At 44.5% G+C, this 21,420-nt stretch carries 16 protein-coding genes; 11 read left to right on the top strand and 5 right to left on the bottom strand.

The genetic code is table 11. The features are described from left to right. Positions 1–9 precede the first annotated feature (9 nt). From DBZ36_RS19445 to DBZ36_RS19430, 4 genes are all read right to left on the bottom strand, one after another. Positions 10–1,101, bottom strand: coding sequence for an ABC transporter ATP-binding protein (locus DBZ36_RS19445; protein WP_120356648.1), 1,092 nt, complete (start codon positions 1,099–1,101; stop codon positions 10–12). A gap of 20 nt (positions 1,102–1,121) precedes the next feature. Next, positions 1,122–2,306, bottom strand: a complete 1,185-nt coding sequence (locus DBZ36_RS19440) for a carbohydrate ABC transporter permease (RefSeq protein WP_233558190.1) — start codon at positions 2,304–2,306, stop codon at positions 1,122–1,124. A 1-nt stretch (position 2,307) separates the two neighbouring features. Next, positions 2,308–3,318, bottom strand: coding sequence for a carbohydrate ABC transporter permease (locus DBZ36_RS19435; protein ID WP_120356646.1), 1,011 nt, complete (start codon positions 3,316–3,318; stop codon positions 2,308–2,310). A 64-nt stretch (positions 3,319–3,382) separates the two neighbouring features. After that, entirely contained in the window at positions 3,383–4,741 is a 1,359-nt protein-coding gene (locus DBZ36_RS19430; RefSeq protein ID WP_120356645.1) for an ABC transporter substrate-binding protein, read from the bottom strand. 409 nt (positions 4,742–5,150) lie between these two features. Here DBZ36_RS19430 and DBZ36_RS19425 point away from each other — a divergent pair, with 409 nt between their 5' ends. The 11 genes from DBZ36_RS19425 to DBZ36_RS19375 all read left to right on the top strand — a co-directional run bounded on the left by DBZ36_RS19425 (position 5,151) and on the right by DBZ36_RS19375 (position 19,332). Beyond that, a complete protein-coding gene (locus tag DBZ36_RS19425; RefSeq protein WP_120356644.1) occupies positions 5,151–7,436 on the top strand; it encodes a glycoside hydrolase family 65 protein in 2,286 nt (761 codons plus the stop codon). An 18-nt stretch (positions 7,437–7,454) separates the two neighbouring features. After that, a complete protein-coding gene (locus DBZ36_RS19420; RefSeq protein ID WP_120356643.1) occupies positions 7,455–8,507 on the top strand; it encodes a LacI family DNA-binding transcriptional regulator in 1,053 nt (350 codons plus the stop codon). Between the two features lie 434 nt (positions 8,508–8,941). Continuing rightward, positions 8,942–10,342, top strand: a complete 1,401-nt coding sequence (locus DBZ36_RS19415) for an undecaprenyl-phosphate glucose phosphotransferase (protein ID WP_120356642.1) — start codon at positions 8,942–8,944, stop codon at positions 10,340–10,342. Beyond that, positions 10,343–10,864, top strand: a complete 522-nt coding sequence (locus DBZ36_RS19410; RefSeq protein WP_120356641.1) for a polysaccharide biosynthesis/export family protein — start codon at positions 10,343–10,345, stop codon at positions 10,862–10,864. It abuts the gene before it with no gap. Then, on the top strand, positions 10,861–13,110 hold the full coding sequence (locus DBZ36_RS19405) for a GumC family protein (protein WP_120356640.1): 2,250 nt from the start codon (positions 10,861–10,863) through the stop codon (positions 13,108–13,110). The genes DBZ36_RS19410 and DBZ36_RS19405 overlap by 4 nt, the downstream gene beginning before the upstream one ends. Before the next feature lie 88 nt (positions 13,111–13,198). Next, a complete protein-coding gene (locus DBZ36_RS19400) occupies positions 13,199–14,080 on the top strand; it encodes a sulfotransferase domain-containing protein (protein WP_158589155.1) in 882 nt (293 codons plus the stop codon). Then, on the top strand, positions 14,077–15,225 hold the full coding sequence (locus DBZ36_RS19395; protein WP_120356638.1) for a glycosyltransferase: 1,149 nt from the start codon (positions 14,077–14,079) through the stop codon (positions 15,223–15,225). The genes DBZ36_RS19400 and DBZ36_RS19395 overlap by 4 nt, the downstream gene beginning before the upstream one ends. A gap of 6 nt (positions 15,226–15,231) precedes the next feature. Continuing rightward, positions 15,232–16,566, top strand: coding sequence for an O-antigen polymerase (locus tag DBZ36_RS19390; RefSeq protein ID WP_120356637.1), 1,335 nt, complete (start codon positions 15,232–15,234; stop codon positions 16,564–16,566). Beyond that, complete coding sequence (locus DBZ36_RS19385; RefSeq protein ID WP_120356636.1) at positions 16,535–17,572, top strand: glycosyltransferase; 1,038 nt, start codon at positions 16,535–16,537, stop codon at positions 17,570–17,572. Before DBZ36_RS19390 ends, DBZ36_RS19385 begins: the two co-directional genes overlap by 32 nt. Beyond that, a complete protein-coding gene (locus tag DBZ36_RS19380; protein ID WP_120356635.1) occupies positions 17,565–18,854 on the top strand; it encodes an oligosaccharide flippase family protein in 1,290 nt (429 codons plus the stop codon). The genes DBZ36_RS19385 and DBZ36_RS19380 overlap by 8 nt, the downstream gene beginning before the upstream one ends. Before the next feature lie 52 nt (positions 18,855–18,906). Continuing rightward, on the top strand, positions 18,907–19,332 hold the full coding sequence (locus tag DBZ36_RS19375) for a VanZ family protein (protein WP_147395048.1): 426 nt from the start codon (positions 18,907–18,909) through the stop codon (positions 19,330–19,332). A gap of 21 nt (positions 19,333–19,353) precedes the next feature. On the opposite strand, the gene DBZ36_RS19370 is transcribed toward DBZ36_RS19375, so the two are convergent. Then, positions 19,354–21,309 carry a bifunctional 2',3'-cyclic-nucleotide 2'-phosphodiesterase/3'-nucleotidase gene (locus DBZ36_RS19370; RefSeq protein WP_233558189.1) on the bottom strand — a complete coding sequence of 652 codons (1,956 nt, stop codon included), beginning with the start codon at positions 21,307–21,309 and terminating at the stop codon, positions 19,354–19,356. Positions 21,310–21,420: the final 111 nt, after the last annotated feature.

Here is a 21,420-nt window from a genome sequence, read left to right as displayed (position 1 = left end):
CGTTATGACTTAAAGGTAAAGAAACGACACTCCTTTATTATCAAACACATGCAATTTATCAGCTGGTGCTGTCAGGCTGATTTGGTCACCCTTTTTAACGTCAGCAATACCAGGTAACTTAGCTACAACGCTGTCTTCACCACCGCAATCAATATGCAGTAAAGTCACTTCGCCTAAAGATTCAATAAACATGACACTGCCGCTAAGTAGCTCGGTGTCGTTGTCTTGGCAAATCAACATATCTTCTGGACGAACGCCCCACTCAAGATCTTGCCCTTCAAGACCAGCAGCGCTAGATATAGGCACTTCAAAGCTATTGCCATTAGGCAGCGCTAACACACTTGAATCTCCAGCCTTGCTTAGTTTTGCTTTAGATATATTCATGGCTGGTGAACCAATAAACTTAGCCACAAAGGTGTTGGCAGGCTTATTGTAAAGCTCAAGTGGTGTGCCTACTTGTTCGATGAGTCCCGCAGACAAAACTACGATTCTATCGGCCAAGGTCATTGCTTCAACCTGGTCATGGGTTACATAAACCATGGTTGTGTCTGGCAAGCCTTCTTTTAGATTAGCAATTTCAATTCGAGTCGCAACCCGCAGCGCAGCATCCAAATTCGATAGCGGTTCATCAAACAAAAAAACTGTTGGATTGCGGACAATAGCACGACCAATCGCGACACGCTGACGTTGACCCCCTGAGAGTGCTTTTGGCAAGCGATCTAGATACGGCGTTAGCTGCAACATATCTGCTGCGTCTGTCACGCGTTTTTCTATTTCGGCTTTGTCAGCTTTTGCAATACGCATTCCAAATGCCATGTTGTCGTACACGGTCATGTGTGGGTAAAGGGCGTAAGTTTGGAAAACCATCGCGATACCGCGCATAGCGGCAGGCAAGTCATTTACTCGTTCGCCGCTTATTTCTAAGTCGCCGTCGGTGATGCTTTCAAGCCCTGCAATCATTCGTAACAATGTTGATTTACCGCAGCCCGAGGGGCCGACGAAAACAATGAATTCACCTTTTTGTACTTCAAGGTCAACCCCATGAATTACATCGGTTTTCCCGTAAGATTTTTTAATATTAGTAAGCTTTAATCCAGTCATAATTTTTGACTTCCCAAAATCTATTTAACAGAGCCGGCTAGCAAGCCGCGCACTAAGTATCGTTGTAAGGTGAAAAAGACAGTTATTGGAACAATCATTGTCACGAAAGCCGAAGCCGTTAGAATTTCCCAGTTACCACCGCGTGAACCGAGTAACTCGCGAAGACGTCCGGTTAGCACTAGGAATTCGTCGCCGTTACCTAAAAATACAGTTGCGACCAGTAAGTCATTCCAAACCCATAGGAATTGGAAAATGGCAAACGATGCCAATGCTGGAAACGACAGCGGCAATACAATACGGCGGAAAATATCAAAGTCAGTTGCGCCATCAACGCGAGCCGATTCAATGATTTCGCGCGGTAAGTTAGAGATGTAGTTGCGCAATAAATAAATCGCTAAAGGCAAGCCAAACCCAGTATGGGCCAACCATATGCCCAAATAGGACTTAGCACCAACTCCAAAGTACATGGCTATTTCGTTATACAAACGCAGTAAGGGAATTAAAGACATTTGTAGTGGTACAACGAGCAAACCAATGACGACCGCCAGTAGCAGACCTCGAAATGGCATTTGCATCCAAGACAGTGCATAGGCGGCGAAGGCAGCAATTAGAATTGGAATAATGGTTGCAGGAATGGTTACCGTTAAAGAGTTGATAAACGATTGTCCCAGGCCTTCTGAACTAAGTACCTCACGGTAATTATCTAATGTCCATCGAGGCTTTTCGACCGCTTGGTAAAATATACGTTTACCGCGGCTACCAGTAAATTCTTTTTCAGAACTAAAAACGTAATCACCATTTGTTTCAACATTTAAAGTATTGCCGTTGCGCAATGTGCTTGTGGTACCAGGTTCAAAGGCTGAAGGGTCCTGTGAGGAACTACCAAAGGCTAATACTTCAACGCTTTCACCCTCAGGCGCAATGTTCCCTTTAAGAATGTAGACACCATTTTCAAAAACCTGAGTGCTCGGAGCATTGGTGCGTGCAATTAAGTTTTGCTCTGATGATGAAAGTGCTGTCCACCAACCACTGACCGCGAGTTGATCTTTGTCTCGTATAGAAGAAACCAACAAGCCAAAGGTTGGAATAGTCCACATGATAACTAACAATAGTACTGACAGATGGACCACAATTGTAAGTGGCGAAATACGCTTCATACGTTGAACCAAGGTGGAAGAACGCGCTTGTGTTTGAGTTGCCGACATCTTAACGGTCCTCCATTTGTGCTTGGGCATTTCTAATATTCCAAACCATGATTGGAACAACAGCAACCATGATAATCACCGCAATTGCCGCGCCTCGTCCAAAGTCACCGCCTCCGCGGAACATCCAATCGAACATCATATTGGCGAGTACTTGGCTGTTCCATTGCCCGTTGGTCATCGCAAGCACAATATCGAAAACTTTGAGTACTGTGATGGTAATCGTCGTCCAAACAACGGCGATCGTCCCCCAAATTTGAGGTACTAGAATTTTGAAGAATATTTGTAGGCCATTTGCACCATCAAGAACAGCAGCCTCAACAGTTTCTTCAGGAATACCACGTAGCGCCGCAGATAGAATGACCATTGCAAAGCCGGTCTGAATCCAAACCAGAATAATCATTAAGAATAGATTGTTCCAAAAAGGTACTGCAATCCATGCCTGAGGCTCAAAGCCGAGGTATTCAACGAAGGCATTTAGCAGACCAATTTGGTCGCTGCCGGTTGGACGATAATCGTAGATAAACTTCCAGATGATCGATGCGCCAATGAACGAAATAGCCATCGGCATAAAGATAAGGCTTTTGGCAATGTTTCCCCAGCTAACTCTATCGGTAAGTGCAGCGATGATTAAACCAAAGAATGTAGAAGCCGCAGGAACGATGAGAAGCCACAGGACATTGTTTTTTAATGACTCTTGAAACTCAGGGTCATTGAATAGCCAAACATAATTACTGATACCAACGAATTCTTCGCCGGAGCGGCCCATAAATGAAAGACGCAGCGAATCAATGACTGGATAAACTAGGTATAAAAATAGGAAGAATAATGCTGGTCCAAGGAATAACCAAGGACGTACTGAGCTGGCAATACGTAGATTACGCGCCGCTTGCTCATGGCTTTGACCACGGAACGGGAAAATAATTCCAAGTAGCCAATTTGAACCCCAGAAATACAGGATACATCCTGCAACTCCCAAGCTCATTGTTAATAAAGCGGAATAAATCTGGTCCATTTGAACCTCTATAGCTGACCGGGTTGAAAGTCACACCAAGCCCTGAGGCTTGGTGTGATTGAGCTTACTTGATAGCGTCCCAAGTACCTTGGATACTATCTGCTACTTCTTTTGCAGTTTTGCCACCACTATAGTCGACCATTCCAGTCCAGAATGCGCTTGCACCAATTTTGCCAGGCATTAAGTCAGAACCGTCAAAGCGGAAGGTTGTTGCATCAAGCAAAATTTGACCTTGCTTCTTAAGTGTTTCGTTTGCGTAAACTTCAGTATTTGCAGTTTTAAGCGGCGTTAAGAACCCTGATTGCGCCATCCAAATTTCGTGGGCGATCGGTGTTTGGAGGAACTCAAAGAACGCTGCAACAGCAGGTGCGTCTTGGGTAATACCCCAAACTGTACCGGCACCAAGAACAGGCTTACCTAAGTCCTTGCCTTCATAGGCAGGGAAGTAGAAGAAGTCAGCATCTTCACCCAAAACCGTACCTTCTGGGAAGAACGATGGGATAAATGAAGCTTGGCGATGCATGTAGCATTGTGCAGGAGAAGTAAACATACCTTTAGGGCTGTCACGGAAGTCAGTTGTCGCTACAGCAGCTGCGCCACCATAAACGTAAGCATCATTCTTAGAGAACCAGCCATAATCTTCAATTGCTTCGATGACTTTAGGATCGTTGAACTTAAGTTCGTTAGTAACCCATTTGTCATAGTCTTCTGGTGATTGGGTGCGCAACATCATGTCTTCTACCCAGTCAGTAGCCGGCCAACCAGTTGCACCACCACTACCTAGACCAATACACCAAGGTGTACCGCCATCATCAACAATTTGTTGGGTCAATTCTTTTAGCTGTTCCATGGTTTCAGGAACTTCGTAGCCTGCATCTTCAAAGTTTTCAGGTGAGAACCAAACTAATGATTTCAAATCAACTTTGTAGAAGAAACCGAATAAATCTTTGTTACCCGCCTTATCAGGGTAGGTACCTAGGTCAACCCAAGATGAACCAGCAGCATAGTTTTCTTCAACCCATGCACCTGTTGAATCAGGAAGAGGTGTAAGGAAACCTTTGCTAGCCAAATCTGCCGCTAAACCTGGTTGTGGGAAGATTGCAATGTTCGGTGGGCTACCAGCTTGAACATCAATTGCAATTTGTTGTTCAAATGAGTCTGAACCAGCGTATTTAACCTCGGCTCCGGTAGCTTCACGGAAGTAGGCAAGAACTGATTCGATCAACTCACGGTCTGGACCGAGCCATGGACCGCTAATTGTAAGAGTTTCGCCAGCTAGGTCAGTCTTCTCTGCAAACGTTTGGTAGCTTTCCCAACTGAAATCGCTGTTTTCTCCTGGTGCATATTTCAGGTGCCCATCAGCAAGAGCCATGTTACTTGCGAGTGTTAATGCAATGGCACTGCATAAAATAGTGGGTTTCATATCGCTTTTCTCCTTAAGCATTTTACTTCACGTAATTACGCCCACCAAAACGAGGAGCGCAACAATGCGCAAACATTTGCGCGGTCAGCGAGCTGACAAAGAACTAAACAAGAAAGGAATAACTGAACCGGTTTAGTTTCGTCTTTCAGTTAAAGACTAGTTCGAATAAAGAGCAAGTTATGCAATGCATTTTTGTGCGCTAAATCATACGCAGGCAGTCATTAGTGTTACATTCGTCACGTTTTTGAAATAAATGATTGAGTGGCGACTGCTGCCAATGAGACTTAACCGGTTCAGAATAATTCGTGAGCAACATCACAAAGGTTTAGTAATCTATTAGCCATATAGACGATCTGTGCGCAAACTAAGATGCATTAAATGCTTAATTTAGATCTTTAAGGAACTCTGTATGGGTCAGCAACTACAAGACAACTCCCTAGAACCCAAACAACTTCTGGTTAACGAAAGTTTATTTGCCCAAGGCAACGGCTACCTTGGTGTACGGGGTAATTTCGAAGAAGGCTATGCCGAAGACATGGCTTCAATTCGAGGCTGTTACGTCAATGGATTCTATGAAAATGTAGATATTAGTTACGGCGAAAAGTGTTTTGGTTTTCCTGAGACAATGCAAAAACTACCGAATATTCCAGATGCTCAAACGGTTGAGCTGTATTTAGGTCATCAACTAGAACGGTTCAGTTTATTTTCTGGTGAACTTTTGGGCTTTGAGCGAAGCCTTGATTTTGACACCGGAATCAGCCTTAGAAAAATTCATTGGCGTAGCCCATTAGGTTTAGAGATTGAGCTTGAAATTAGGCGCATGGTGTCTTTTGTAAAACGAGAGCTTTTTGTCATCGACTATCAAGTTAAAGCCTTGAACTTTGATGAACCCATTGAGATACGCAGTAGTATTAACGCATCTATCGAGAACTTTACCACCGATGATGATGTTCGGGTTGCAAGTGGGCACGCTAAGTTATTGTGGCCTACCGATTGCGTTGCCGGTGGGTTTGCACAAGTTGTCGCAAAGACGCATTCATCTGCGCTTGAAATTGCCTTAAGTAGTTATCATCGCTGTAGCGAAACCCAAAGCCAAGAGTTTAGCTCTGCGGAGAACCAAGCTAAAACTGTTGTGCGCTTTGCTGCAGGTTCAGCTGTGCGGATGACCAAATACGCCGTATTTACTGATACTCGACGTCACCCCATGCCGGCGCAACAAGGATTAGAACTATTACATTCCTTCAGTGCTTTCGACTTTGAAGCCTTGGCCAGTGAGCAAGCCCAGTATTTGTCGCAGTTTTGGAATCGCTCGGCGATCGCGATCAAAGGGGATGAGCAGCTTGAGCTTGGCCTGCGCTTTAACGTGTTTCAATTATTGCAATCACTTGGCCAAGATGCGGTAAGCAATATAGCCGCAAAAGGTTTAAGTGGTGAGGGCTACGAAGGACATTATTTTTGGGATACCGAAATCTACGTGTTACCGGTGTTCATTTTAACTCAACCTGAGCTAGCTAAAAACCTACTACGTTTTCGCTATAATACGCTTGATCAAGCACGAGCGAGAGCACGGGAATTGGGCCACACAAAGGGTGCATTGTTTCCTTGGCGTACCATTAATGGTGACGAGTGCTCTTCATTTTTTGAAGCAGGTACCGCTCAGTATCATATAAGCGCAGATATTGCATGGGCTTTTGCGCAGTATTGGAAGGCAAGTGCCGACTTTGACTTTATGTGTGAATGTGGCGCTGAAGTTTTATTTGAAACCGCTCGTTTATGGCTCGAAACCGGTCATTTTAATCGACAAGGACAATTTTGCATCGATTCAGTTACCGGGCCTGATGAATATACGGCCATCGTGAATAACAACTTTTATACCAATTCAATGGCGCAACACAACTTGAATTGGGCCGTAAAAATGCACGCTGAACTGGCAAACAAAGCTCCAGATGTTTTGGGTCGGATTTCAAGTCAAATTGGCCTAGATGCCGCTGAGTTAAAGCAATGGCAAGCTGCCTCAGACGCAATGTTATTACTTTTTGACGAGAGCTTAGGAATTAACCCTCAAGACGATAGTTTTCTAAACAAAAAAGTTTGGGATTTTGAGAACACACCGAAATCGAAGTACCCATTGCTTCTTAATTTCCACCCTCTAGTTATCTATCGCCATCAAGTGAGTAAACAACCAGATGTGATGTTGGCTCATTATTTACTAGATGGTATCAGTGACGAACAAACCATGGCCAAATCCTATGATTACTATGATCAGGTAACGACTCATGACTCGTCCTTGTCATCGTGCATATTTAGCATCATGGCAGCGCGGATTGGTCGATTGGATGTCTCTGGTAAGTGGTTTGCGCAAACGGCGCGCTTGGATCTGGATAATACTCATGGCAACACGCGCGATGGCTTGCATATTGCCAACCTTGCAGGTACTTGGCAGTGTTTAGTCTATGGCTTTGCAGGAGTGCGCTTAGCTGACCAGCATCTTAAATTAGCACCAGCCCTCGCACCCGATTGGCAGGGCTATAGTTTTTGTCTGACATGGCGCGGAAGACAGATAGAGATTGACGTTAATCCAAAGCAAACCCAAGTTCGTCTCTTAAGTGGTGACGCAATGGATATTGAAATTCATGCTAAGATGCGCCGCTTGGAAACGAGCTTGAGCGTCGAAACCCTGGGCTCAAATGACTAAATACATGGATACGTATTGATGGAAAAAACGGCAGGCCGCAAGCTAACCTTGAAAGAAATGGCTGAGCAGATAGGTGTTTCAAAGGCGACAGTTTCCAACGCTTTTAATCGCCCCGATCAGTTATCTAAACAGCTCCGAGAGCGCATACTTGCGCAGTGCGAAGCGCTTGGATACAGCGGGCCCAATATGAGTGCGCGCAGTTTGCGTACCGGTAAAACTGGGATTATTGGCGTGTTGCTTGCCGACACTTTGTCGTTTAATTTTTCCGACCCCGTCGCCAATCAATTTTTGGAAGGGCTAGGTAATGCACTGGATAAGCAACATGTAAATATGTTGCTGCTGCCGAGCTGCGAGGAGAACTATCAAAGCAGCCAAGTTCAAACTATCCCTGATGGGTATATCGTCTATGGGCAACCTCTAAAAGAAAGCTTAATGCGTCGTTTGGAGCATCAGGGCAAGCCTTTAGTGACGGTTGACTTTACGGCGAGTTTTGGGCAAAGCGTTTCGGTACATGTTGATAACCAGAAAGCGGCCTGCGAAGCTGCTATGCACGCGGTAGCGCCGGTTGAGCATCCACGAGTAAGTATCTTTGGATTACGATTAACATCGGCTATTCAAGCGGGACTAATTGCAGATAAAGAGCTTTTCGGTATTGAAGAGTCGATTTCTAGGCGCCGCTTAGAAGGTTACCGAGAGGCACTGGTCAGACTTAAAGTTAAACCTGACATGATTAGTCTATGGAACTTCCCACATAACGACCAGCAGCAGGTTCGGGTGATGGCAAGGGGTATCTTGTCGGCGCCAGAGCGACCAAATGTGCTGCTATGTATGAGCGACAAAATTGCCCTGGCTGCCTTGGATGCTGCACGAGATCTTGGCATCAAAGTACCGCAAGAATTACGTGTGGTCGGGTTTGATGATATCCCTGAAGCGATGGAGCGACAACTCACTACTGTGCATCAGCCACTGAGAGAAAAAGGTCGGATTGCCGCTGATATTGTGTTGCAGCTACAAAGTTTCGAAGATCACGTGTTGTCTACCGAGTTGTTAGTACGTAATTCTTGCCCTTAAACAAGTGCTTATGGAGTCTTGTTGTTTACCGCTGACCGAGAATGATAAGCCTGTTTCGTTTTTTCTTGTAAAGCCCGCGTTTTCTAGAGTGTTTTTGCGTATAAACGACCCATTTATGAGCTGTTAAACATAGGTGTGAATACTCGATGTTGGAGTACTCCTCTTTACTTTTTTACCCATTCCCGAAAAGACCACATAAAACAGAAGCTTATAATTCAGGGGTTTTTACTCTAAATTATGTGCATATGTTGCATTTTTATTAATTGTAGTAACGAGCGGCTTGATTAGGAATTGACTTTAGTCGTATAAAACCCTAACTTTTACGTGGCGCTGGCAAGGTATAGCAGCGCACAAATTGATTCGCTCAGCGTGGAGTCTTAACACCGCGATGGTGGTTTGATTTAAATAAATGGTGCTGGACCAAGGATTGGTTAATGGGTAGTCGTAAAGATCTTATTAGGGCTAGTGGAATTGAGTTTGCAGCGATTTATCGCCTTACCGACCTAGCTATCGTGTTTATTGTTCTAGAAATTGCTCTTGAACTTAGGGGGGTAGCTTTAGAAGCACAGTATCAATTAATGGGCGTTACTATGTATGCCTTATTTTTGATCATTGCCGAGTACTTGCAATTGTATCGGCACATGCAGTCTATAGACCTATTCTCTCAGCTAAAAACTGTCGCCCTTACTTGGATTTTTTCGGCACTAGTACTCACATTCCTCGGCTATTTCTTAAAAGTTTCTGAGCAGTATTCTAGATTTGCAATTGGTACTTGGATAGTCATTACCCCAATTGCTTTGGCGGTTGCGCGGGTTGCCTACCGACAACTGCACAATATGATGCGAACTCAGGGTTATATGTCTCGAAAAGCTGCAATTATTGGTGCGACTGATTGTGGAAATCGATTATTTCAAGAGTTTGAAGCCAATCCACAATTAGGGATCGACTTTGTAGGTTTCTTTGATGACCGAAGCCCGCAGCGCCTGCCTCAACTTGACGAAGGACAGTATCAAAGTACTAAGCGCGCCTTTGAACTCGCTCGTGAAGGCGAGATTGACGAAGTATATATAGCCCTACCAGTACACTCTGAAGAGCGTATCGCTGACTTTTTAAACCAACTTTCAGATACCACGGTTACCACCCACTTAGTCCCTGACTTTTTCGCCTACAACTTGATGCAAAGCCGCTGGGTTCCTATCGGCAATATCCCCACAATTAGCGTTTTTGACAGCCCATTTAGTGGGGGGAGCGTATTGGTTAAACGTCTGCAAGATATAATACTGTCTGCGGCAATTTTGTTGCTGATAAGTCCTTTGCTGTTGCTTATTTCGATCGGCGTAAAATTGAGCTCAGCAGGGCCTGTTTTATTCAAACAAGACCGCTACGGTCTCTATGGCAAACCCATTAAAGTTTGGAAGTTTCGCAGCATGTCTACCCAAGATAATGGGGATGAGGTTCGGCAAGCTACCCAAAACGATCCTCGAGTGACAGCCTTTGGTAGTTTCCTTCGCCGCACCTCACTTGATGAACTTCCTCAGTTTTTTAATGTACTTGCAGGCAGCATGTCTATTGTCGGACCTAGGCCACACGCGATAGCGCATAACGAAGAATATCGTCAACTGGTACACCGATATATGCTGCGTCACAAAGTAAAGCCTGGGATTACGGGTTGGGCACAAATTAACGGGTTTCGTGGTGAAACGGACACCCTTGATAAAATGGAAATGCGGGTCAAATATGACTTGGAATACATACAGTCATGGAGCTTGTGGATGGACGTTAAAATTGTCGTTCTGACCGTGTTTAAGGGCTTTGTGTCTAAGGCCGCTTACTAAATGAGATGGCTAAGTCTAGTCTTCGTTTTATTCTTAGTCCCAAGCTTAGTGTGGGGGCAAGAGAATACTGACTATCGATTAGGTCCTGGCGATGTGATAGACATTATTGTTTATGAAGAACAAGATCTTAGCATGCAAGTCATGGTCAGCAGCAGTGGCTTGGTCAATTATCCTTATCTCGGAAAAATAAAAGTTAGTGGACAAACGCCCGAGCAGGTCAAGTTGAGTCTCGAACATGGCTTGGCTGGTGATTACCTTATCGATCCGAAAATCGCCGTAAATGTAGTTAGCTATCGGCAGATTTTTGTTAATGGCGAAGTTGAAAAGCCCGGCGCATATGCATATCAACCTGGATTGACGATAGAAAAGGCGGTCGCCTTAGCGGGAGGGTTTTCGCAACGCGCTTACGATGGAAATATTACCTTAACCCCTGGTAATGGGGCAGATGATAAAAGTAAGGTCAGCTTAAAACTCAGTATCGATCCCGGTGACATTATCATGGTAGGAAGGCGCTTCTTTTGAAACCAGCACTTATAAATAAGGCCAAAAACAAGTTAAATGGCGTTCCCAATACCGACCTGATCGATCTTAATTTCTATTTTGACGTTCTTAAGTCTCGCTGGTTTTTCATCAGTCTATTTACGCTCTTGGTATTGGTCGCGACAATCGTTTCTCTGATGGCTGTGCAGCCGATTTATCGAGCGACTGCGGTCTTGCTAATTGAGTCTGAACAGCCTAAAGCAGTGGTTAGTATCGATGAAATATATGGTATTGATTCGAGTAAGAAAGAATACTACTTCACACAATTTGAGCTTCTTAAAACTCGTAGCATAGCGCGTAAGGTTTCTAGACAGTTGGATTTGTATAGTCGGGCAGAGTTTATTGGCGTGAACGACCGTTTTGCAAGTTTAAAAGCGCTTGCTCGCCATTGGGAGCCTACAATTGGCGACTATATTGATGTTGAGTATTGGTTAAGTTTCTTACCTAAACCGGCTAAGTCGGATCCCTTGCTTGCAGCCCAGCGTCTTGAACAACGAGTATTAAATAAATTTAAGCAAAGCCTCACCATAACCCCCATCAGAAATACTCAGTTGGTTCGAATTTCGTTTGATTCTATTGATCCGGAACTCGCCGCTGCCGCCGCCAATGCTGTTGGTAAAACTTATATAGATTCGAATCTAGAAGCTCGTTTAATGGCAAGTCGTGAAGCCACTGAATGGTTAAGCGTTCGGGTTGAGACATTAAAGCAATCGGCATTAGATTCTGAAGATAAACTCAGTGAGTATCTAGAACAAGAGGGTCTAGTTGATGTCAGCGGGATTGATAGTTTAGCGGGTACGGAATTGACAGACCTAAGCCGTAGATTATCTGACGCCAGAGACAAGCGGGTTGCGGCTGAATCGATATTTTATCTTCTCAAAGAGAATCAAGGATCTGGCTTGGCAGGTTTAGGATCGTTAGCCGGTAATGCAAACCATCCGCAATTACGCGATATTCGTTTAGCAGAGATTGATGCAGAGCGCCGGGTATCTGAGCTTTCAAAACGATACGGCCCAAAGCATGATCGAATGCAGCAAGCCCAAGCTTATCTGCAATCGGTTAGAGCGAATGCTAAAGAAGTGCTACAAGACTTAGCCTCCGGGATTAGTAAAGAGCTGCGTAGTGCCCGGCAACAAGAAGCCTCTTTAAAGGCTGAACTGGATGCTAAAAAACAAGAATTTCAGTCGCTTGCAATCAAACGTGCTAGTTATGAAGCCTTAAAGCGGGAAGTTACCAGTAACCGTAGTCTTTACGACCTATTTCTGACGCGCCAAAAAGAAACCTCGGTGACTGGAGATTTCCAAAGCGCAATCGCACGTTTCACGGACTATGCAACAGCACCTTTAGAGCCAGCAAAACCACGTAAAAAATTAATTAGTTTGGTGGCTCTGATCCTAGGCTTTATCGCCGCAGTGCTGCTTGCTTTTGCCAGTCATAGTTCAAACGACACGATTTCCCAAGCATCTGATATTGAAAGCCGCTTACGCTTGCATCCATTGGGCGTTATCCCAATGTTGAAAAAACGTCGCTTTGGTAGCCAAGAACTTAGCGATGCCTCGGTACTCTATGATAAACGGCAAACTCGATTCTCTGAAGCGATTCGCACCGTTCGGACTGCCATGATGTTAAGCCTAGCGCAAAGTAAACGAAAGTTTGTATCGGTTACCTCCTCGGTACCGGGGGAAGGTAAAACGACAGTCTCCATAAATCTAGCCCAAGCAATGGCTGGTATGGAAAAGGTACTTTTGATTGACTGTGATTTACGGCAACCTTCGGTTGGGGAGCGCTTTGGGCTTAGTAGTAGTCATCCGGGGTTGAGTAACCTTTTAGTGATGGGCGCAGACCTAGAAGATTGTGTATTTGTGCATGAAAAAAGTGGTTTGCACGTATTGGCAGCAGGCCTGCTATCGCCTTATCCGCAAGAGCTTTTGAGTTCTCCTCGATTTAGAAATTTGCTACGTGATTTAAGCCGCCAGTACAATAAAATAGTTATTGATACGCCACCCATCAGCGCGGTTAGTGACGCATTGATAGTTGGCCGGCTCACTACCGCTAGTATTTTAGTGGTAAAAGCGGATAGCACCCGTTTTGAGCAAGTGTCTCAAAGCATTGCGAAGTTGATTCACGTGAATGTGGCCGTCGATGGCGTAATTTTGAATCAGATTTCGGAAAAGAACGAAAAAGAATATAAGTACTACAACTATTACCGCGATTTACAAAAAGCCTGATAGCACTAAATTGTTCTGAGGGTTGCTATGCTGATTTTGGATAGCAGCTTCTATCGATGGCATCAGGCCAGACCTAAAGGATATGTTTTTGAACCAACCTAATTTGCTGCTTGCTGGTGCTCCAAAATGTGGGACTACATCTGTTTATGATTGGTTGATTGCTCATCCAGAGGTTGGCGGCGGTGTGGAAAAAGAGCTGTTTTACTTAATGGATAGCCATGATTGGAAATTCAATCCCCGAGCTAATATCAGTCAGCATGGCGAGGAAACCTACCACGCTTTCTTTAAGCAAAGTGCTAAGCATATAGTTGATGGGACAACCTTAAACTTATATCAAGAATCCGCAATTAATTACGCAGGAAAATACCAAACGAAAGGGGTGTTTTTCGTGCGTGAACCGGCTGCGCGGGTTTACTCTACCTTTCGCTATTTTCGAGATACCCGCACCATGATTGATAGCTCAATTAGCTTTGAGCAATTCTTAGGTATGCTGGAGCAAGGTCAACAATTTAATAAGAACAACCAAATATCGCAATGTATCGAGCAAAGTAACTACGTTGATTATTTAACAAAATGGCAGTCGGCGATTGGTCAAAAGAACATGAAAATTTTCGTATTTGAAGACTTCATTCGTAATCCAGAAGCGGGGATGCGCCGATTGTGTGACTGGTTAGAGATTGATGCGGATTTTTATAAAGACTTTGACTTTAACAAAGCTAACGAGAGCATCGTAATTCGCAATCGCAAGCTGAATAAGCTTAAAGAATTGTTTGCACCATTTGTGCGTAGTAAAGGGTTCAAGGATTGGCTACGGCCGCTATACTATCGATTGAATCAAGCACCTAGCAACCTTAGTGAAAAACAACAAGACAAAGCTATTATAGAGCAACTAAAGCAGCAATTTGATGGTAAGAATAGGCAACTCGCACAAGTCTTTGGATTGGATTTAAGTGCTTGGAGCAAAAAATGAAAATTTTGGTGTTAGAGCGCTGTGGCTTAATGTATGGCAGTGCTTTTAACATGTTGCAATGGGCTAGGCATTTCATCGACAGCGACTTAGCAAGTGTAGACATGGTGCTTGCAGAACCTGGTGATTTTGCTGTGCAAGCTGAAGAATCCGGCGTTTCAACCCAGATTTGGGGCTTACCAAACAAACTCAATAGTTATGGCAAGCAAAACTTAAAGTGGTTGAGCGCGCTAATCACTTTACCCTTGTTGATTTGGTTTAATTTCAAATGCATTCGTAACTATGCTAAGCAAAACGAGCCTTACCAGCTCGTCGTTTGTAACAATTATCGCAGCTATATTTACTTTTTTGGCTTGCTTGTTTACTTACGTTACTACAAAAAAAAGCGCTGTATTTTACGCCTACAGGTTTCTCATACTCCGATTAACTTGATGGCGAAACTGGCTCCTAAATTATTCTCTAACATTATTATTCATGGTACGCCTGGTTACGCTAAAACGCATGTGAACCCAAGCATTGCCTTGGCGCAAAACTCCTTGTGCTTGCCAAACCCAGTCGACACCAATGCCTACCGACCCATCCCTGAGCGGCGAGCCCGTTTGCGGGAGCAACTAGAGATATCTGCTAATGACTATGTTTTCATTTGCGTAGCGTCGATAGAGCCACGTAAAAAAGTTTTGGAACTGGTTCAAGAGTTTGTGCGAAGCGCTCCAAGCAATGCGTTGTTAGTGCACGTTGGCGGTAATGATGCCCATCCTAAGTATCAGCAACAACTTGAGCTTGCGGTAAGCTCTAGGGTTCGGCTTTTAGGTCAACGCAATGATGTTGTTGACCTACTGCAGGTCGCTGATGCCTTTGTGCTCTTTTCGGAGTATGAGGGGATGCCGTATGCGATTGTTGAGGCAATGGCTTGTGCGTTACCAGTGCTTGCGACAAACGTTGGCTCAAATTGCGAGGTCTTACAGGGTGTTGGCAAAGTAATAGAGGTTAATAATCAGCAACAGTTGGCGCAGGGGATGATTGAATTTGTATCGCAGCCTGAACTTCATCGAGATCAAGGTCTACAGGCGCGAAACAAAGTTATCCAAGAGTATTCTTGTGAAGAGTATTTAAAACGCGTTGAAGCCATTTATTGTCAAGGTGCCTAGTTTCAAATGCCCTATGTGTTGTGGTTAATCTATAGCGTAATTTTATCCTATGCGGTTTTAAAGGCGCTTAGAACCAGACGGGTCGCGTTTGCAGCCTCTAGTGGGTTAATGCTTATTTTGGTCGGTATTAGACCAATGCTTCTCCTCTTTGATCTCGATACCCCCATCCCTGACCACCAGTTCATCGGAAACTATAACGACGCCATGCTGCTAGCCAACTTGGCCATTTTAGTGTGGGTTTGTATATTGGTTGTAAGCTACTCACGTGGTAGTCAACTTGAAAAACTGATGGCTAGTTTTATTCCTAATCGCGCTCAAAAAAGTCACCCTTCGATTTTAATGATGCTTACGCTGACTTTGAGCGGTTTTAGCTTTCTGTGTACCGCGGTATTAGTTCTTCAAATGGGGTCGATCTCCAATTTCATGTACTTTGTAAAAATTGAGAAAGGCGCGGCGGGATTATACATTTTCCGTGAAATAGCCACCTTAGCGGCGGTTATTAGTGTGATTGGCTTTGTCGCAACCGCGAAACAACAGTTGTCTCGATTGCAGCGCTTTATTTTTATTGGCGCAATCTTGGTCAACCTAGCCATCATTTACAGTTGGGGTAACCGTACATTTGTAGGATATGTGTTTGCAGTGTTGGTGATATCCATGTATTACCTACTACCCAACATCAAAATGTCAAAGTTAATATTGATTGTGCTGGCTTGTGCCGTGTTACTACAGGGCTTGCGAGAGGGACGCGATCAATTGTTTGATAATGCGCGAGGCTATGAAGGCCCGACACTTGAGCATAGCTCACAAATCCGCAGTCTATCGCTATCAATGCACCTAGCCGAGTACGATGGCTTAGTTTTGGCAACACGGGACGTGGGGACGGTATTCCCTTATCGTTATGGAGAAGATTTTTACAATGGCTTGGTCAGCTGGATCCCACGATTCTTATGGGCTGGAAAACCAAGTACTTTTTTCATTGGGCAATGGTTCCGGCAAGTTTACGAAGACGAGAAAGTAAACGGATGGCCAATAACATCGATAGGTAGTTGGTATGTCAATTTTAGCTGGTTAGGTGTCGTTATTGGCGCTTTCTTAACGGGAACCTTACTACGCGCAATCGACAATAAATGTAAAACGACGAATAGCTGGAGCTTAGTCGTATCAGCAGTAATCGCGGTTTTTGTTATTGGTGATGGTGTAAACACCAATATGCTGCAAGCTTATTTCTTTCTAGGCATCCCATTGGCCCTTACCAGCTTGCTGTTTAGGCGAAAACAACGTTTAGCCGTGCTGTCTCAAAAGGAATATCATGAGCAAGACCAAAGTACTACACATCGCTGAGTCCTACGGTGGTGGTGTTACTGCAGCTATCCATAGCTATGTGAAACACAGCCCACACTGCGAACACTTTCTATTCGCAACGATCCGTGTAGATGATGCAACTGGTGAAGAAACCAGAGACTTATTCTCTGAGCAGCGTTTGGTTTCTCGTTCCTTGTCTTCTTTACTTGAGTTACGCCGGTGGATGCGAGATCTAGATCCAAATGTGGTGCATTTACACTCAAGTTTTGCCGGTGGCGTTGGTCGATTGCTGCCGTTTATTGCAAGGTCAAAAATCGTCTATACCCCCCATGGTTACGCTTTTTTCCGCAATAGTGCGCGTTGGAAACAGAGCCTTTACCGTAGCCTTGAGCAGCTGCTACTTAAACGAACGGCTGTGGTGGCTGGCTGCGGGGAACACGAGACCCTAAGTGCCAAGCAACTCGGTGCAACACACGCGTTGACACTAACCAACATTTGCGAGCCCATTGACAATTCGGTGCATAGTATTTCAGCGCCGATACGGACTAAACCTCGAATTGTGATGCTTGGACGTGTGAGTGAGCAAAAAGGCTATCGATACTTTGCCAAGGTTGCCAAATTTCTTGAAGGTAAAGCGCAGTTTGTGTGGATCGGTGGTGGTGAGACGGAAGGGTGTAGAGTCTTAAGCCAAGCAGGGGTTGAAGTTAGCGGCTGGCTTAGTCGAGAGCAAGCCTTACTGCAATTATCCCAAAGCGATTTGTATTTACACACGGCGGCTTGGGATGGCTTTCCTATATCTGTTCTTGAAGCCGCAGAATTACAAATACCAATTATGCTACGTGCAATTGGACCATTTACCAGCGAAGGGCTTGACTGTTTTTTCGATGTGGAAAGCGCGATGGATGGGGTTAAATCATGGTTAGAAGCCCAAACCAAAGCTCGCGATTTAGCTCTAGAGAACCTAAACCTCATTCAGCAACAGCATACGGCTGAGCGTCTACAATCAGACCTCAAGTTGCTCTATCAAGAGTTCAGTAATGCTTAAGCGATTTCGTGGACCAAACAATCTGCTGACGCAAGCGGTTTGGGCAGCTTTGGTTAAAGTTATCGGTGCGGTTGCGGCGCTAATTCTGAGCTTGATCATCAGCCGACAGCTTGGGCTAGAACAATCGGGTTACTATTTTTTGGCTTTCAGTCTCGTCAGTGTTTTAGCTGCATTATCCCGCTTCGGTTTAGATAATACAGTTCTGCGGTTTAGTGCTCAATTACATCAACTTAAAGACCGGCAAGCCATCATCGAATTGCTGCATCGTGCCTTGGCCTTGAGCTGTTTAATCGCATTGGCGCTATGCTGCCTTATGGTATTAGCCGCCGACGGAATAGCAAATTGGGTGTTTTCTAAACCAGAGCTTGCTCCGGTGTTACGTGCAATGAGCTTTGCAGTCGTTGGAATTGCTGGATTTAGCTTGTGTGCTATGGCACTGCAAGGCCTGTCGCGCATTGGTGCCAGTGTTTACAGTCTAAATATCGCTATGCCAATGTTATTAAGTATTTTAATTGTTCTTGGAGCATGGCATTTTGCTTGGCAAGCGGCTTGGTGCTTAAGCTTGGCAGCTTTAATTGCAGGTCTACATAGCTATTTACTTTGGCGACGAGCATTGCCTAAGACGAACAGCCCATCAAGCAGTCCGATTGCTTGGTCTAAGATATTCGCTAGTTGCATTCCACTATGGGTGGTTATGCTTATGAACCAAAGTAGCCAATGGTCTGGGCAGTTAGTTGCCGGAGCATGGGTTGATGCTGGAGAAATCGCTTTGTTGGCCGTGTCACAACGTATTGCACTTCTGAGTGCTTTGGTTCTGATGGCTGCAAACTTAGTATTAGCGCCTAAATTCTCTGTCTTATACCAACAACGCAATTATGTTGAACTACAGCGTCTTTGCCGTATAGGGGTGCGAGCCATGTTGTTGGTTGCCACTCCAATTTGTATCTTTATGTTGGTTTTCCCTCATTGGTTATTAGGTTTGTTTGGGCAAAGCTTTGTTGAAGGAGCTGCTTTGTTACAAGTATTAGCTGTGGCTCAGTTACTTAATGTTGCTACGGGTTCAGTGAGTTTGTTGTTGTCAATGTGTGGTTACGAGCGTGAATTGCGAAATACGGTACTGATTTCAGGTCCAATGGCTTTAGTTCTCTCGCTCATCCTAGTACCTAGTTTTGGGGTTATGGGCAGTGCGCTCGCCACAGCGATAGCGATCACTAGTCAGAATCTACTTGCGGTTTATTGGGTTAAACGCCGACTTGGATTTAATACGCTAAAAATATGGTGATTTTAGTATACTGCTAGCTCCAGATTGAATTTTGAGAGTCTTACGTTTACTCGTGTATATTTATCGTCGTCCAAAGATCAAGCACCTCACAGTACTTTCCATCAGCGTCATTAGCATCGTTGTTACTGCTAGTGTGCTTAAATCATTGTCGATGTTTCGTCCGACATTTCATGCGGTAGAGATGGCTATTGGAGGGGCATGGGTTCTGCATTTAGTGCTAAGTTTTACGATAAGCTTATTGTTAATGCTTAGTGTGCCGCCGCGTTGGTTCCATATGCGTTGGTGTAAATTGAGTTATGTGCAGTGGTTTTTATTATTTGCTTTTTGTTTTGACGAAGGGGCCCAATATTGGATTCCATCTCGGTATTTTTCTTGGTTGGATTTGGCAATAAATATCAGTGGGTTGGTGATTGCTACGTTACTTATTCGTTTGCTGAGTCGTCCTTACCTAAAGGATGGGAAAAAGGATCAAGCATAGCCATGCTTGATCCTAAATAACTTAGTTAGCTAAGTTAAGTTTGTAAATAGCAAAGCCTTCACTATCCACTTCACCAGTTGCTTCAACGGCACTTAGCTTTTTAGCAAACTCTGCTGTCTCAGCTGATGGTGATGACTTCAAGGTCACATTCACCGTATCGTTAATGCTTGCGAAATCCCAGTTGCCATCTGCTGATGGGTCAAAGCCATCAACGTTGGCAGCTGCTAGTTCAGCAATATAATCCGCAACAACCTGACGGTTTTCGTTCGGTGCTTTGATTGCGATATTAGCGTCGTTAACGTTAGGGAACTTGCCGCCGCCTGATGCACGGTAGTTGTTTGAAACAACCAAGAACTCTTGTTTAAGATCAATCGCTTTACCTTTATAGCTTAAGCCAACAATACGTTGTGCATCGGCGTTGTTGATGCTGCCGTCTTTGTTGTATTTAGCTGGTTGGGTAATATCAATTTTGTACTGCACGCCGTCAATGACATCGAAGTTGTAGCTTGGGAAGTCAACATTAACCAAGGCTTGAACTTCAGTGCTTGAAGCATCAATTTGATTAAACTGACCCGCGGACATTTCTAGCCATTCTTGAACTTGCGCACCGTTTAGTTTTAGGATTTGCAGAGTATTTGGATAGATATATAAGTCAGCTACATTGCGGTAGGCGATATCGCCTGCAGCTACGTTCGTAAAGTCACTTGGGCCTTGACGACCAGCACGGAACGGCGCTGCTGCTGATAATACTGGCAATCCATCATACTCAGTACCTTTGATAAGTTTTTGGCCATACCAAATTTGAGCATCACTTACGATTTGAATTGAAGGGTCGTCTTGTGCCAACGCAAAGAAGCTATTCACTGGCTCTGCAATTTTGGCAAAAGGTTCGCTAACCCATTGATCGGTCGCTTGGTGTGCATCTGCAACGGAGGCAAGTATATCGGCATCTGCGGTGCTGTTCTCAACAGAGCGAAGCTCAGTGGCAAAGCTTTCAACAGACCACTCTCCCGCTTGGTACTGTAGGTTTAAGTCAATCAAACCGATGTGGTTGGCCCAAAAACCAGGCATAACCGCTGGGATACCGTTTATGCTACCGTTTACGTTATCAATACCTTTATCTTCAAGGCCGTTATAGCCTTTGCCTCCAGGGAAGTTCTGGTGTGCATGACCAAATAAGATTGCATCGATACCTTCAACGCTAGCAAGGTGGTAGGTTGCATTTTCATCTAAGGATTGGTAAGCGCCGACACTTAATCCTGAGTGTGGGATCGCAACGACGACATCAGCACCTTCGGCTTTCATTTGAGGCACATATAGATTAGCCATCTCAATGATGTCTTTGCTAACCACCTTTCCTTCCAAGTTAGCTTTGTCCCAGTTCATGATTTGAGGGGGAACAAAGCCGATAAAGCCGATTTTCAGTTGACGCATTTCGCCATTAGCATCTTTAACTGATTGCTCAACAATATGGTAAGGCTGAAAATATGGCTTTTCATTACCGTTACCGTCATCAACGAATACGTTAGCACTGATGTATGGGAATTCTGCACCGGCGAGAGTTTTAGCTAGGAAATCTAAACCAAAATTGAACTCGTGGTTGCCAATGTTACCTACGGCATAGTCAAGTTGGTTCATCGCTTTATAAACCGGGTGAACTTCGCCATCACCTAAGCCTTTACGGGCCATGTAGTCGCCCATTGGACTACCTTGGATTAAATCTCCATTATCAACCAAGACACTATTGGCTACTTCAGCGCGCGCTTCCTTGATTAAAGTGGCAGCTTTAACTAAACCAATTTTCTCGTCGGTTTTGCCTTTAAAATAGTTGTAGTTCATTAAGTTCATGTGGATGTCTGTAGTTTCCAACAAACGCAGTTGAACTTGAGTATTCTCAGGGATGTCAGCGGCAAATCCTAAGTGGCTTACAAGGGCTAGGCTAACAGCCAAACCTAGGGCATTTCGAGTGCTTTTCACGACGATGTTCCTTATTGTCGATGGATAAAAATAGATTCTTAGTGTCAGTAGCAACTATTACAGTTAAATGACAAACACCAAGAGTTTGCTCTTTTCCACCGAACTCTGTCA

The organism is Alginatibacterium sediminis (assembly GCF_003610775.1).
GTDB lineage: Bacteria > Pseudomonadota > Gammaproteobacteria > Enterobacterales > Celerinatantimonadaceae > Alginatibacterium > Alginatibacterium sediminis.
Note: the sequence above shows the minus strand (reverse complement) of the source record. Positions and strands in the feature narration are given on the sequence as shown.

What these genes read in the sequence shown, in the direction of transcription:
- DBZ36_RS19435 (WP_120356646.1), bottom strand. Translation starts at nt 3,318, where the DNA reads ATGGACCAGATTTATTCCGCTTTATTAACAATGAGCTTGGGAGTTGCA.
- DBZ36_RS19425 (WP_120356644.1), top strand. Translation starts at nt 5,151, where the DNA reads ATGGGTCAGCAACTACAAGACAACTCCCTAGAACCCAAACAACTTCTG.
- DBZ36_RS19390 (WP_120356637.1), top strand. Translation starts at nt 15,232, where the DNA reads ATGCCCTATGTGTTGTGGTTAATCTATAGCGTAATTTTATCCTATGCG.
- DBZ36_RS19430 (WP_120356645.1), bottom strand. Translation starts at nt 4,741, where the DNA reads ATGAAACCCACTATTTTATGCAGTGCCATTGCATTAACACTCGCAAGT.
- DBZ36_RS19420 (WP_120356643.1), top strand. Translation starts at nt 7,455, where the DNA reads ATGGAAAAAACGGCAGGCCGCAAGCTAACCTTGAAAGAAATGGCTGAG.
- DBZ36_RS19440 (WP_233558190.1), bottom strand. Translation starts at nt 2,306, where the DNA reads ATGTCGGCAACTCAAACACAAGCGCGTTCTTCCACCTTGGTTCAACGT.
- DBZ36_RS19385 (WP_120356636.1), top strand. Translation starts at nt 16,535, where the DNA reads ATGAGCAAGACCAAAGTACTACACATCGCTGAGTCCTACGGTGGTGGT.
- DBZ36_RS19415 (WP_120356642.1), top strand. Translation starts at nt 8,942, where the DNA reads ATGGGTAGTCGTAAAGATCTTATTAGGGCTAGTGGAATTGAGTTTGCA.
- DBZ36_RS19410 (WP_120356641.1), top strand. Translation starts at nt 10,343, where the DNA reads ATGAGATGGCTAAGTCTAGTCTTCGTTTTATTCTTAGTCCCAAGCTTA.
- DBZ36_RS19445 (WP_120356648.1), bottom strand. Translation starts at nt 1,101, where the DNA reads ATGACTGGATTAAAGCTTACTAATATTAAAAAATCTTACGGGAAAACC.
- DBZ36_RS19380 (WP_120356635.1), top strand. Translation starts at nt 17,565, where the DNA reads ATGCTTAAGCGATTTCGTGGACCAAACAATCTGCTGACGCAAGCGGTT.
- DBZ36_RS19395 (WP_120356638.1), top strand. Translation starts at nt 14,077, where the DNA reads ATGAAAATTTTGGTGTTAGAGCGCTGTGGCTTAATGTATGGCAGTGCT.